At 65.2% G+C, this 12,506-nt stretch carries 15 protein-coding genes; 4 read left to right on the forward strand and 11 right to left on the reverse strand.

The features are described from left to right. Positions 1-6: 6 nt before the first annotated feature. From OXQ95_RS10275 to OXQ95_RS10325, 11 genes are read right to left on the reverse strand one after another with little or no spacing between them, the layout of a single operon-like run. Positions 7-549, reverse strand: coding sequence for a S26 family signal peptidase (locus tag OXQ95_RS10275; protein WP_267381461.1), 543 nt, complete (start codon positions 547-549; stop codon positions 7-9). Further along, positions 530-1,159, reverse strand: coding sequence for a TrbI F-type domain-containing protein (locus tag OXQ95_RS10280; RefSeq protein WP_267381462.1), 630 nt, complete (start codon positions 1,157-1,159; stop codon positions 530-532). The genes OXQ95_RS10275 and OXQ95_RS10280 overlap by 20 nt, the downstream gene beginning before the upstream one ends. Then, positions 1,152-1,493, reverse strand: a complete 342-nt coding sequence (locus tag OXQ95_RS10285; protein ID WP_267381463.1) for a hypothetical protein — start codon at positions 1,491-1,493, stop codon at positions 1,152-1,154. Before OXQ95_RS10285 ends, OXQ95_RS10280 begins: the two co-directional genes overlap by 8 nt. A 5-nt stretch (positions 1,494-1,498) precedes the next feature. Then, entirely contained in the window at positions 1,499-4,075 is a 2,577-nt protein-coding gene (gene traC / locus OXQ95_RS10290; protein ID WP_267381464.1) for a type IV secretion system protein TraC, read from the reverse strand. Beyond that, complete coding sequence (locus tag OXQ95_RS10295) at positions 4,072-5,076, reverse strand: conjugal transfer protein TraV (RefSeq protein ID WP_267381465.1); 1,005 nt, start codon at positions 5,074-5,076, stop codon at positions 4,072-4,074. The genes traC and OXQ95_RS10295 overlap by 4 nt, the downstream gene beginning before the upstream one ends. Next, positions 5,076-5,960, reverse strand: coding sequence for a DsbC family protein (locus OXQ95_RS10300; RefSeq protein ID WP_267381466.1), 885 nt, complete (start codon positions 5,958-5,960; stop codon positions 5,076-5,078). The genes OXQ95_RS10295 and OXQ95_RS10300 overlap by 1 nt, the downstream gene beginning before the upstream one ends. Next, entirely contained in the window at positions 5,947-7,278 is a 1,332-nt protein-coding gene (locus OXQ95_RS10305) for a TrbI/VirB10 family protein (RefSeq protein WP_267381467.1), read from the reverse strand. Before OXQ95_RS10305 ends, OXQ95_RS10300 begins: the two co-directional genes overlap by 14 nt. Before the next feature lie 3 nt (positions 7,279-7,281). Then, entirely contained in the window at positions 7,282-8,091 is an 810-nt protein-coding gene (locus OXQ95_RS10310) for a type-F conjugative transfer system secretin TraK (protein ID WP_267381468.1), read from the reverse strand. Continuing rightward, entirely contained in the window at positions 8,088-8,663 is a 576-nt protein-coding gene (locus OXQ95_RS10315) for a type IV conjugative transfer system protein TraE (RefSeq protein ID WP_267381469.1), read from the reverse strand. Before OXQ95_RS10315 ends, OXQ95_RS10310 begins: the two co-directional genes overlap by 4 nt. Before the next feature lies 1 nt (position 8,664). Next, positions 8,665-8,967: a type IV conjugative transfer system protein TraL gene (gene traL, locus OXQ95_RS10320; protein WP_267381551.1), complete on the reverse strand. Its 303-nt coding sequence runs from the start codon at positions 8,965-8,967 to the stop codon at positions 8,665-8,667. Between the two features lie 42 nt (positions 8,968-9,009). Continuing rightward, positions 9,010-9,330, reverse strand: coding sequence for a TrbC/VirB2 family protein (locus OXQ95_RS10325; protein ID WP_267381470.1), 321 nt, complete (start codon positions 9,328-9,330; stop codon positions 9,010-9,012). Positions 9,331-9,801: 471 nt separating this feature from the next. On the opposite strand from OXQ95_RS10325, the gene OXQ95_RS10330 reads away from it, so the two are divergent. From OXQ95_RS10330 to OXQ95_RS10345, 4 genes are all read left to right on the forward strand, one after another. After that, on the forward strand, positions 9,802-10,164 hold the full coding sequence (locus tag OXQ95_RS10330; protein WP_267381471.1) for a hypothetical protein: 363 nt from the start codon (positions 9,802-9,804) through the stop codon (positions 10,162-10,164). A 104-nt stretch (positions 10,165-10,268) separates the two neighbouring features. Beyond that, positions 10,269-10,772: a hypothetical protein gene (locus OXQ95_RS10335; protein ID WP_267381472.1), complete on the forward strand. Its 504-nt coding sequence runs from the start codon at positions 10,269-10,271 to the stop codon at positions 10,770-10,772. Between the two features lie 208 nt (positions 10,773-10,980). After that, the gene (locus OXQ95_RS10340) at positions 10,981-11,433 is read left to right on the forward strand and encodes a hypothetical protein (RefSeq protein WP_267381473.1); all 453 of its coding nucleotides are present in this window, start codon (positions 10,981-10,983) and stop codon (positions 11,431-11,433) included. Between the two features lie 115 nt (positions 11,434-11,548). Then, entirely contained in the window at positions 11,549-12,397 is an 849-nt protein-coding gene (locus OXQ95_RS10345) for a replication initiator protein A (protein WP_267381474.1), read from the forward strand. Positions 12,398-12,506: the final 109 nt, after the last annotated feature.

A 12,506-nucleotide genomic window follows, 5' to 3' on the forward strand; every position in this document is an offset into this window, starting at 1 on the left:
ACCGGCTCACAGGATCGGCGTCCCGACGCCGACGATGTCCTTCGAGCAGGCGTAGCCGATCTCGGCATAGCGGCTGTCGAAGCCGTCCTTGTGCGGCGTGCCGACATAGTAGCAGCCCGACGGTACGGTGCCGGTCGGACCGGCGTGCAGCACCTCGCCAGTCTTAGTCAGCGGCTTCATGTGGCTCACCACATGGCCGGCGACGATGACCCAGGGACCGCGATGTACGACGCTGTCGCCGGGCATGCCGTAGACGATCTTGCCGAACATCTGCGGCTTGGCGCCGAAGTGCCGGATCACCAGCGGGTTGGCCGGCGGCAGGAAGAACACGTACTGTCCACGCTCGGGATACGAGGTCTTGTGGATCACGAACGCCCAGTTCGGCAGCGACTCCGTCGCGTTGATGAGAAGGGCGTGGTTCTCCTGCCAGTCCGACAGGCCCTGACCGACAATGGTCGCCAACCCGACGATGCCGAGGATCGCCCACAGCCGCTTGCGGAAGCGGAACGGCTCCGGCGCCTCGACCGGCTTACTGGCCAGGGTTGCCATCGGACCCTCCGAAGCTGGAGACGGATGCCACGGGGGCCTGCGCGGCCGGTGCGCTCGCCTCGAACGGGTTGCTCGCGGGCGCCGTGGGCAGAACCCCCCGGGGCGGCATGGCCGTGGACGGCTGCGCAGCGCTGACGGGCGGTACGAGCGCCGGCGGTGCGACCTGGAGGGCGGCCGGACGCGGGCGGGCAACGCCGCCAGCATAGATCGAGGTCACCACATCGCCGGTGATGTCGGGCACGCTCTTGGAGAGCACCGCCTCGCCCACCAGCACCACCTGCCCCTGCGCACTGCGGCGCTGCAGCTCGGTGTCGAGCGACGCCATGAACTGCTGCATCTGGGCTCGCACCTGGTCAGGCGGCGTGGCACTGCGTGCCTGCGCCTGGACATAGTCGCCCACGATCCGCGACAGGTTGGCCTTCACGATGTGCTGCTGGGGCGCCGTCGTCAGCGTCCGCGTGACCCACATGCCCCAGATCAGCGCGAGGAGGAGTACGGCACCCAGCGCGAGCTGTGGCCCCGTGAAGCCCGCGAAGACGGTGCGGCGTGCCGGCGCTACGGTCGCGGGTGAGGCGGCGGGCAGATCGAGCGGAAGCATGGGCTCAACCACGGCGGGCCTCCCTGGTCACCTTGGCGCCAAGCAGCGCATGCCGGCGGAAGAACATGACCCCCGCCAGCAGCAGGAACTGAGCGACGATCACGAGGCCTTTGAACTGTGCCACGCGCTGCGCGTCGGCCGCCACGTAGCGGTTCGACAGATTGGCGAGCTGCGCCATCATGAGATCGAAGCTCAGGCTGCCGATCATCAACATGGCGAGCACGAACAGGCCCCAGCTGACTAGCAGGCTGGTAACGGTGAATCCGAGGATCCGAAGTCCGTAATAGAGGATCGTCGGAAAGTCCGGAGCCGACGGGTCTCGGCGCGAATGGATCAGGGTAGCCATGGACGTCACTCCGCTGCGATGGCGAGGCCGTCTTCGGCGTCGCTCCACTTCTCAGGGTTGTTGGGGAAGGCGACCCGCTCGATCGCCTCTTCCATCGACAAGCCGCGGTTCAGCAGCTCTTGGATCGATGCGAAGGTCCGCGGCGACGAGGAGAAGACGGTCGCCGAATAGGGGTCGAGGACCAGCCGGCCGACCGCCAGCGTCTCCGGACCCTTTATCATCACGTCCGAATATTCGATGCCCTGCCGCTTCAACGAGCGGAGCAGCGCGTCGGTGTAGTCGTCCATCTCGAAGCGGTCGTGCTTCTTGAAGTCGGCGATGGTCTCGGCCTTCTGCTGAAGGATCATGAACCAGTCGCTGTTCTCAAGCGCAGCACGGCTGCCGTCCGACTTGTAATAGTCGTTGAGGCTCTGGGTCGCCGTCACCAGCGAGGCGCCGTACTTTCGGCAGGTGCGGGCATAGGCCTCGATGAAGTCGGCCATCGCGCCGCCCTTGAGCATCTGCCAGGCTTCATCGAGCAGCAGCGCCTTGGGTGTCGCGCGATCGACCCGGCGCATGCGCTGCGAGGTCATGAACATGATCGCGCTCAGCACCACCGAGCGCAGCTCTTCGCGGCTCGACAGGTCGGACAGCTCGAACACCGTCAGGTCGGCCGTGAGCTCGAACGACACCTGGCCCTCGAAGAACTTGCCGTAGGTGCCCCTGGCCGAGAACGGCCGCATGGCGATGCCGAGATCGACGCCGAGCGGATTGCCGGTCGCATCCAGCGCCGCGATCACGGCGTCGATCGAGCCGTCGGTGCCCTGCTCCTCCCAGACCTGCTTGATGGCGCCGTCGATCAGGCCACGCTCGGTGTCGTTGAGCTTGTCGATGTGGCGCGCCATCTGGCTGACGATCGACTTCAGCATGGCGAGACAGTCGACGAGATAGTCCTCATCGCTTTCGGCTTGGGAGGCATCGATCATCGAGAAGGGGTTGAGGCAGAAGCCCGACGCCATCGTGAACTCGACGAAAGCACCGCCCTGCAGCTTGGCCGAGTGCTCGAACGAGCGGCCGTCGTCGATCACCACCACCTTGGCGCCAGCGCCGCACAGCGCGGCGCACAGCTCCTGCAACGCCACCGACTTGCCTGAGCCCGACTTGCCGAACACCGCGACGTTGTGGTTGCCGGCCGTGTTCTCGAACGGCGACCAGAAGAAGGGCTGGCCGCGCCGCCCGATCAGCATCAGGTGCGGGTTGTTGCCGCCGAGATACTCGCCCTGCATGGGAGCAAGGCTCGCGGCCGTCGTGGTGATGACGGTGCGTAGCCGCTTCATGTTCTTGAGGTCGTAGGACAGGCCGTTCGCCATCGTCATCGGCATGGCCGCGAGCAGGCCCTGGATCTGCAGGTAGCGATCGTCGAGCAGGTCCCAGCCGGCCGCCCGGTAGACCGACTTGATGCTGCGCTCGTTGGCGTCGCCCTTGCCCTTCGGGCTGAAGGCAGTCACCGAGTAGAACGCCTGGACGAGCTTGTGGCCCTGCTTGAGCTGGTCCTTGACGAACTTCCACTCGGCCGACTGCTCCTTCAGCTGCGGGAGCATGCGAGCGGATTTGCTGTCGGCCAGGCTGGTGGTCCGCATGAACTTGCGGCCAGCCTTCATCCCCGACGCTTCCGCGTCCGGGAAATCCAGGCACAGGTTGGTGGACACCGGGCAGGGCATGCGCAGCTTGTCGGCGAACATGTCACCGATGAGCTTGGCCATGTCCCACGGCGCCCAGCGCTGCGGCAGGTTGCGGACCGAGAAGGAGCGGACGTCGAACGTGTCGGGGTAGATCTCGCCGATCTCGGGCGCGTCCTGGACCATCTTGCCGGTCGGGCGGAAACGCTCGGTGCGCAGCAGCAGCCGGTCGGGCTCGATCTGGATTTCAAGGTCGTGACGCACCGCCTGGTCGGCGATCGGATCGAACGGGTTGTAGGTGATGGTATCGTCACCCGGCGCCGTCGTCGGCGAGGTGATATCGTCGATCCAGGTGATGAGCCCCTTGGGGTCCATCGGGCGGGCGTGGACGCCGATCGACTCCAGCGTGGAGACCAGGCCTTCCATGACGGCGCTGATCTCGTCGTTCGACACCCGGCTCGACTCCGGGGTCGAGTAGGAGATGGCGAGCCGGTGGTTGCGCAGGCAGAAGGGCGCGGCCGAAGACAGGGAGTCCCACACCCCGCCGAGCAGATGCTCGGTCCGGTGCTTGGCCATGCGCTCGTAGACGCCGGCCGCCGCGTAGCGCGGCAGATACCATTGGCTCAGCTTCTCGCTGACGCGGGGGCTCATCCAGCCGTGGAACTGGAGCATCCCCGGCGTCGGGATGCCCTCCGAGATAAATTGGGTCAGGATGTCGGACTGGCTCTCGCTCACCCCGATCATCGGCGTGACCTCGAGCACGAACCCGCGTGACGCGCTGTTGAAGAAGATCTGCGTTTTGGGGTCGTAGCTCCGGTAGGGAAGCCAATGGACGAGGCGGGGAACCGCCGTGCTGGGGCGCGCTGCGTCGGGCTTGGCCGTGTCGCCGAGCAGGGTGGCCATCAGCCTTTTGAAACGGCTCATTGCTCAACTCCCGGGAGAGGGGCGGCGTGGAGAACCGGCAGGGGATCGGCCCCCTTGGCGGCAAGGCGCGCGTCGGGTTCGGCCCGCGCGAGACCGGCCGCGATCGCGGGATTGGCGTTCACCGCCGAGATCGCTGCCCGGCCCGCGGCAGTCGCACGAACCGGCACGATCGTCCCCGCGCCGGTGGGCGCGACGGGTCGGGCTGGAGGCGCGGATGGGGTGGCGAGCGCGGTGGTGTTGCGGGCGGGGGAGGGGCCGCTGGAAGTGGTCGCCGACGCCGCGGTCGGGGCGGTCGAGAGAGCAGCAGGGGGAGCGACCTGCGTCGGGGCGGGGTTCGCCGCCCGGCTATAGGAAACTCGCTGCGGGCGGGGGTGGGCGGAGACGCGCCGCGCAACCTGGTCCTTGATGTCGCCGATCGGATCGGCCGACGCCTGACGGGACGCCGTGCCCTTTGCCCGAGCTGCCGCGACCGCGGCGGGGGTCGGCATGTTGGCATCCGGCTGGACGTCGTCGGTGATCGGCGGATCGCCTCGCACGACGGCAGCCAACAGCGTCTCGCCGCCCGTCACCGACGCGACCTGCTCCCGCGAGGTCGCGACGAGGTTCTCGGCCGAGGCTTGGCGCCAGTCACCCTGTTCAACGACGGCGTGGACCGCGGTCTGCTCGTGGAGGCGGCCCGCCCCGTCGATCTGGGCGGGGAACACGATGCGCAGTACGCGCTCGCCGGTCCGCGTCGTATCGAGCGCGGTCTGCTGAAAGCGCGGCTCGACCGTGCGAGGCGCCGTATACGGACCGGCCGGCGCAATCGGCCGGTCACCCGTGGTGCCGCTCGCGTCCACGATCATGGCGAGCGCGCGATCGTCGATGGTCGAGCTCGGCGCGCAGACGCCTTCCGGAGCCTTGCAGGCGAAGTTGCCCTTCACTGTGCCGCCCATCGTCATGCACCCGGCGAGCACGGTGGCGAGGCTCAGCGGGGCGAGGATGCGGAGCTGGCGGCGCATCACGCATTGCCTCCCGCCAGCCATGCGGCAAGCTGCTGGGCGGGGCGGTAGCCCTCGATCATCGCACCGTCGGCGCGGACGATCACCGGCGTGCCGGTCAGCCCGTACCTGCGGGCGAACCGCTCATTGGCATCGAGCCCGCTCGTGTTGCAGGTGCCGGGGCTGTTCAGCGGCATACCCTCGTAGGCCCGGTGCAGCGCCTCCTCGCGATTGCGCGCGCAATAGACCTGGTTGGCGATGTCGCGGCTGCCGAGAACGGAGATCGGCCGCTCAACCACACGCACGTTCAGGGTCCGGAGCGTCGCCGACAGCGCCTTGCAGTAGCCGCAGTGGAAGTCGGTGAAGATCGTCACCGTCTTGCCGGCCGGATTGCCCCAGACGATCGCGCCGTCCTTCGGCAGCGTCTCCAAAGGTAGCCGCCGCAGGGCCGGCTTGGTGACGGTGACGGTACGGACGCCGGCACCGGGCTTGGGGGAGATAGGCGGCGCGGCATCGTTCTCCGCCGACGCGTTCGCCTTGGCCGCACCGCCGACCAGCATGTCGGGATTCATCTCCAGGAGCCGCGTCGCGGTCAGGTCCTGGCGGGTCTGCATGTCGTACACCCGACCGATCACGAGGTAGCGTGCCGAGTGGTCGATGTAGAAGAGGTTCGTGCCGGCGGTGACCTCGCACAGGCCCTCCACCTTGGCGCAGTCCATCTTGGTGACCTTGGTGTTTGGCAGCCGCGCTTTCAGGAGCGAGGCGACCTTCATGTCGGCCGCCGGGCCGGCGAGGTCCGTGGCCGCGCTGACAGCCGAGAAGGCGATCACGCCGGCGATGGCGGCGAGCGTGGCGGCGAAGCGGGGGCGCAGACGCCCGAGCGCCAAGAAGTTAATTCCGGACATAGGTGCCCTCCAGGAAGACGATCTCGACATCCACCCCGGTCGGCATCTCGACGACGGGCTGGTACTGCTCGGCACGCTCGATCAGGTACTTCGAGACCATGTCGCCGGTCTGCGAGATGCCCTCGCCGAAGCCGCCTTGCGCGATCTCACCGGTGCTGAGCTGCTGGCGCTTGCCGTTGGCGAGCACGACCGACGAGGGATTGAGCGCGGCCTGCGCGTTGGCCGCGAAGCCGCGCCCGAAGCCGCCGACCAGGCCGGCGATGAAGGCCTGGCTGACCAGCGCACCTTCGCGGCTCACGACATGACCACGCACGCCGGTCTTGCCGCCGAAGGCGATGAAGCCCTTGACCTCCGACACCGCGTAGCGACCGCCCGGTTGCGGGCAGGTCATCTTCTGCAGTTTAACATAGACCTTCTCGCTCGACAGCTCGGCGCGGGCCGCGCCGTTGACGAGGCAGCCCTCGATGCGGGTGGTGAGGAGCTTGCCGTTCTGGAGCACGGAACGCGCCGGGCCGGTGATGCGGAGGACAACCGGGAGCGGATCGGTCTGGCTGTTGACGCCGGTCGCCGCATCGACGCCGACGATGACCTTGGCGGTCGCGAAGCTGTTGGGCGGCAGGTAGTTCGGGCTGTCGGTGTAGACCGTGTTGCCCTTGGCGACCTTGGACGCGGTGCCGGCATCGGCGCCCGTGAAGCTCACCATGCTGACTTCCTTGACGCCGATTGGCGCCATGGGCGCGCCGCCCGGTCCCGCAGCACCCGGTCCGGCACCGTAGGGCGAACCGGGGCCGTACATGGCGGTCGCGCTGGGAGGGGCCACCGGCTCGGCCGCCTTGGCGTTGACCTGCCGGCGAAGCGTCTCGTTTTCGGACTGATAGGCGGCCAGCACGCGCTGCCCGTCGTTGGTCATCGTCTGGTTCTGGGTCTTGAGCTGCTCGACCTGCGCGGCAAGTTGAGTGACGCGGGCATCGGTGCCCTGCGCCGCCTTGAGCTGGTTGTCCTGGCTCTGCAGCTGGTTCTCCGAGCGCGCCATCCACTCCTGCTCGGACATGTCGCGGCTGACCATATCGGCCGCCGACACCTTGACGGTGTTGGGCTTGTCCGTGTCGGTCGCGGCGGTTTTCGAGCTACTGCCGCCGAAGATCCAGAAGCAGGCAAGCGCCAGGATGACGCCGCAGATCGAGTAGAAGATCAGCTTCTGGCGGCTCAGCGTCTCATTGTTCGCGGCCAGTTCGCCCGCGACCGGGGAAACGCCGTCACCCGCGGAGGGTCCGTCCAGCGGCCGCCGGCCGCGCGAGAAGATATCCTTGATGGCCATGGCTCAGTTTCCGCTCTTCGAGACGAGGTAGGCGGTGGTGACCTTGCCGGGCGCGAGGTTCGCGTCCGCGATCGACACCGCGAGCGTGTTGGGGGGTGCGACCGTAGCCTCGGTCAGGGTGCGCGGTTGCGTGCCCTTGTTCTCGATGCGCAGCACGCGGCCGGTCATGGCGTCGCCGCGATACTCAGCGATCATCTGGACCTTGAGGTCGCCGACATAGACCGGGCGCAACGTGTGCTGGGTCAGCTCGTAGCCGTCGACCGACTTGTTGGCGTACATCGCCTGCACGAGGCTGACCGCCTGGTCCTCCTGGGTCGCAGCCACCTTCTGGGGTGCGTTCTCCGCTTGATCGGCCTTGGCGATCGCCGGGTTGGTCACGAACACCTGGACGGCGTCGTTGCCCGCCATGCGGCACAGGAACTTGTAGACGTAGCCGCGCTTGCTCGTGCCGAAGAACGACAGCGTCGTGCGGGTGAACCCGTCCGGCACCGACAGGTAGATGTCGCCGCGAACCGCCTCGCTCACGACCGAGAAGTCGTCGGTAGGGTTGCCCGTCTTGATCTTGGAAACGGCCGCAAACTCGTCGCCGACGAGGCTGATCCGGGTCAGGTCCTTGGCCGACGCCGTGCAGCTGACCTGCGCACCATCGGCCGCGACGAGGTTCTGATCGGACGCATGCGCCGGAGAGGCCATTGCGAAGATCGCGAACCCGGCGAGCAGGCCCCCGGCCATGCGGCTCAGGAGGCAGGAGATGCGGCTGGCGAGCAGCGTGCCGGCGAACAGCGCGGCGATGGCAAGGGGCGCGGCGATCATTCCGAGGCTCCGATCTTCTTCTCGGCAGGCCGCAGCATCCCGAAGCCGGCGAGCTTCAGGGAGAGCCCGCTATACTCCCAGTCGAACTGGAAGGTTCGCTTCTGGGAGGCGATGACCTTCTGGCCGGCGACCGTGTTCAACGTGCCGCTGACGGTCGAGCGCAGCTGCTTCGGATCGATGTCCATCGTGTCGATGGTGAAATACTGGCTGATGCTGCTGCCGCGCTGCTGGTCGACGACCTTGAGCATGTCGGCCTTGATCTTGCCCCGCGCCTGCGGCGAGCAGAGCTGCACGATCGAGGTCAGCCAATATTCGAGATTGTCGGGCGAGCGGTTGAGGATCAGCTGCGACGTGTCGCGCGTGACCAGCTCAAGATACTGACGCGAGACTCCGGCGCTGGAGATGGTGAGCGGCGACTGAAGCACCGGCTGCAGCACGATTTCGCGATCACGGCTTGCCGAGATGGTGAAGAGCACCACGATGACGGCGGCCAGGCCGAGCGACACCATGGCGAGGAGGTTGCGCTGCTTGAGGACGCGCTGGCCCTGGGTATGCTGGTATGCGTATTCCATGTCAGCCCACCATCAGCCGGAGGTGGGAAGGTGGCGTGGCGCGGAGCGACGGGAACCCGCCCGGCAAGTGCCAGTACGCGAGATGGATCAGCCACGATGCGGCCCGCCCAGCTTTGGCTTTCCTCAAAGCCCACCAGCCGAGGATCGCAAAACCGATCCCGATGATGATGTGCTGGGACAGGATCCCCCAGGTGAAGGGGATGACCATCGCGAGGAACTCATCCAGCGTCCAAAACCCGATCAGCTCGGGATCATCCAGATGAGCCGGGATCACGTACTTGTCCGACACTACGCCACCTTCCAGAAGCGATGCCGACGGCGCTGCTACGCCATCGGCACCAGGGCCTCAGATCGTCGCAGTGACGGTGGAGGTGACGATCGGAATGCCCGTGCCCGCGCCGACGCCGACGCCGACCGGGATCGCGACCTGGCCGAGGCTGAAGCGCCCGGAGGCGAGACCGACCACGCCGCCGGCGAGCGACAGCACGGTGATGATCTTGCCGCCCGAGCCCTGCAGGAAGTCGGTGAACTTCTGCAGCGCGGTGTCGAACGTACCGTCCGCGCCGGCAAACGCCGGGTGGGCCGAGGCCGCCGCGATGCCGATACCGACAGCCGCCAGAGCGGCGGTCTCGGCATGGCGGCGGCTCAGCTTGATGAGCTTCTTCATGGTTCGAGGTCTCCTTCAGGTGGGTGCTTCGATGCGCCCAAGTGAAGGGTGAGAGGCGACGCCCCGCCGACGCAATCCGATGTTCCGCCGCGACCACCAGACGGACGAAATAATTGCGCCAAGAAGCTCTGAAATGGTCGGCGATGTCGGAATTGAGTCAGTCGCGTCCACCAGCATGGACGGCTGTCCACGCTCATGGACGCCCGTCCACTACCGTGGACGGCTGTCCATATATGTGGACGGGGCTGACCGACCGGCGGGTCGCCTGCGCTTTGCGACGGCCACGATTCGAATTAATGGACGCCGGAGTTGTCACCCGGCTCGGAGCAGGTAACCAAATTGGTCAGTATTGAAGGAAAGCCGCGTTCGAATATGCGACTGAAGCCGATCACGATATGTCGAGGTGTCTCGGATTACCTATTTCGTCTCGCGACGGAGAGTGTTCGCCTGTATTCCAACAGGATATGGGCGTTGAGCTCCTTAAACGACACAATCAACAGCCGCTCAGGCCGCGTTGAGACCATTGTGGAAGAATACGGACTAAACCCGATCCGTGAGCACTTCAGGATAATCCCAACAGATGGACCACGGACCATATCTATCGAGATAGTGGAGACAAACGCCAGCAGCTTTGAAACTGCGGCCGCAATGCTTTCTGATGCTTTGGAGCAGCGCATGGATGTCATCGACGCGGTGTCTATCTGCCTTTACGACTTTATCGTGGAGGAGGAGATCTCGCAGGTTGCTAAGAAACTCGGTCTCAGTGGGGCTGCGGCTGCACAGTACCGCGACCTCATCAAGCACCGGGGCTCCAACGTCGTCCCGATACGTTAGCAAAAAGGGGTTGTGAAAACGCGTCCGTTGGGATTTGGTTGCAACGAGGAATGGTTAAGACGTAATGTACGCATAATCGGGAGGCTGGGGTGAGCAGTCCATTGATGCGGGCCGAAACGTCCGAGGCGGACGACGCGGCAGATGGGAGTGCCGGCCTTATCGAGGTGATCCTCGCACGCATGGCGCAGCGCCAAATCAGCCTCCGGTCGATATCAGCGCTGACAGGTATAAAGCGGGGTCGCGCACATAACATTCTTCATAGAGACGCCGCCAAACGACACCCGATGCGTCTCGACGAGAAGAGCGCGATCCTCAGGTGCCTTGATATCGGATTGTTGGAAGCAAGCCTCGCAGCTGACGTCTTGTCTAAGCCCGAGGCGAGCCTGTCGGCAGCCGGTACAGTCGCAACTATGCTAAGCGAACTCCTGGACGGGCTGCCTGGAGACATCGTCCGTTTGGTCGAGACGATAGAGGGTGTCGATTTTACTGATGTCCGCCCCGAACACGGACGCAGGCTGAGAGCCTTAATCCTCAAGTTCGTTGAGCGTGAGTACAGTGACGTTGGCGTGCGCCGATTGAAGCGGCTTACGGATAACGAAATGCTCTGAAAGTTCATCGCAGCCGCTCGGACCGCTGAGAGACTGTTGAGCGTTTGATTGCCAGGCTTCTTGAGCCAGCGCCCTCGCGGCATTGATAGGCTTTGAAGCCAAGCCTTCAACCTAGGTGGCCCGGTCGAACCGCCGCGGGCCGGTTAATTTACAGCAGACGATGCAGGTTTGTTGACAGCGCTGGGGCGCGAACCATAGGCTAGCTGCTATGCCTCGACCGCGATCCCTCGCCGTAAAGACCGTCAAGCAGCTTGTTCGCGAGCAGCGCGGTGAACTGTATGCCAGCGGCCACCAAAACTTGAATATGGTGCTGCCCGGCGACCTGATCGAGCGGATTGATGCCTGGAAGCGGCGTTATCGCCTCGGCTCACGCGACGCGGTGGTGGCGCGCGTCATCCGGCAGTGCATGGCTACTACCTCGCCCGACGCCTTCATCCTGCATGCCAGAACACGCCCCACGGAAATTAGGCGCATATCGCCGATCGTGGCGGCGGAGCTGGCGGACTATGTGCGGCTGATCCAAGATCGCTTCCATGGGATGGCCTACGGGCCAGTATTTGAGATGATCGCCGGTCGGGTCGGCGCAGACCTCTCCGAGGTCCGTGTCACGACTGTCGACGTGGAGCGCGAACATCCGCCAGTTCCGGCGCTATCGACATGAGCCTCCCGGCGCCTTGTCGAATGGCCAAGCCCATATCCGTCCGTGGAAGCACGATAGGTGGCCTCGTGCTTTCGCGGACGGTTAGCGGGGGTTCGCCCTCGTGACAGAGCAGCCCGTGGTCGATCAAGGCGACCTGTTCACCCTCAGCAGTCCGCTCCTGGCGGACGTCCGGGGCGAGCGGTCGTTGATGGCCTATCCCTTCTTCGCGCTGTCGACCGTCTGGAAAAAGCCCTTGGCGTACAAGACGGAGTCAGTGTCGATCGAGATCGTAGCAACACCAGCCGGTGTCGCTACGATCTACGACAAGGAAATCCTCCTTTATATTGCCAGTCTATTGGTGGCGAAAATGGAGGCCGGTGAGCCTGTATCGCAGGACTTCTACTTCACCGCCTATGATCTATTCAGGATTACAGGCACCAACACGTCAGCCCGCTCATACGCTCGCTTGGCGGATGCCCTGGAGCGGCTGCAGGGTACTCAGATTAAGACCAACATCGAAGCGGGCGGGGAGGGCGAGCGAGGCTATTTCTCGTGGCTGTCGGAAGCGCGCCTATCCTACACCAAGCTCAAGAGCGGCGAGCAGCGCCTCAAGGCCGTCCGGGTCCGGCTCTGCGATTGGCTTTACCGCGCGATCCTGCTCGATCAGGCCGTCCTCGACTACTCGCCGACCTATTTCCAAATAGGTCCCGTTGAGCGACGCCTGTACGAAGTAGCACGCGCGATGTGCGGGCCTGGTCCGGTCGAAGTCGATATTGATGAGCTGCGGCTACAGGTCGGCTACCATAATACGCTTCGACACTTCCGGCATGTTCTCAAAGGGATAGCTGAAAGCAACGCCATCCCCGATTACTACATCCACATGGTCGAGACGCCGGCTGAGAAGCCCAAGGGCCGCCGAGGACCGGGCGCGGCATCGTCGAAGGTGACGATCACTCCCAAGGCATTGCTGCCAACCGCGGGATAGTCCGACAGGCGACTCAGGGCACTCCCCGAATCGCCGCGAATGAAACTGTCCGCGGAAGCACGACAGAACCGTCCTTAAGAGCACGATAGCAGGGCGAAACCGTCCGCGA

This window comes from Sphingomonas sp. GC_Shp_6 (genome assembly GCF_026540835.1).
Taxonomy (GTDB): Bacteria; Pseudomonadota; Alphaproteobacteria; order Sphingomonadales; family Sphingomonadaceae; genus Sphingomonas.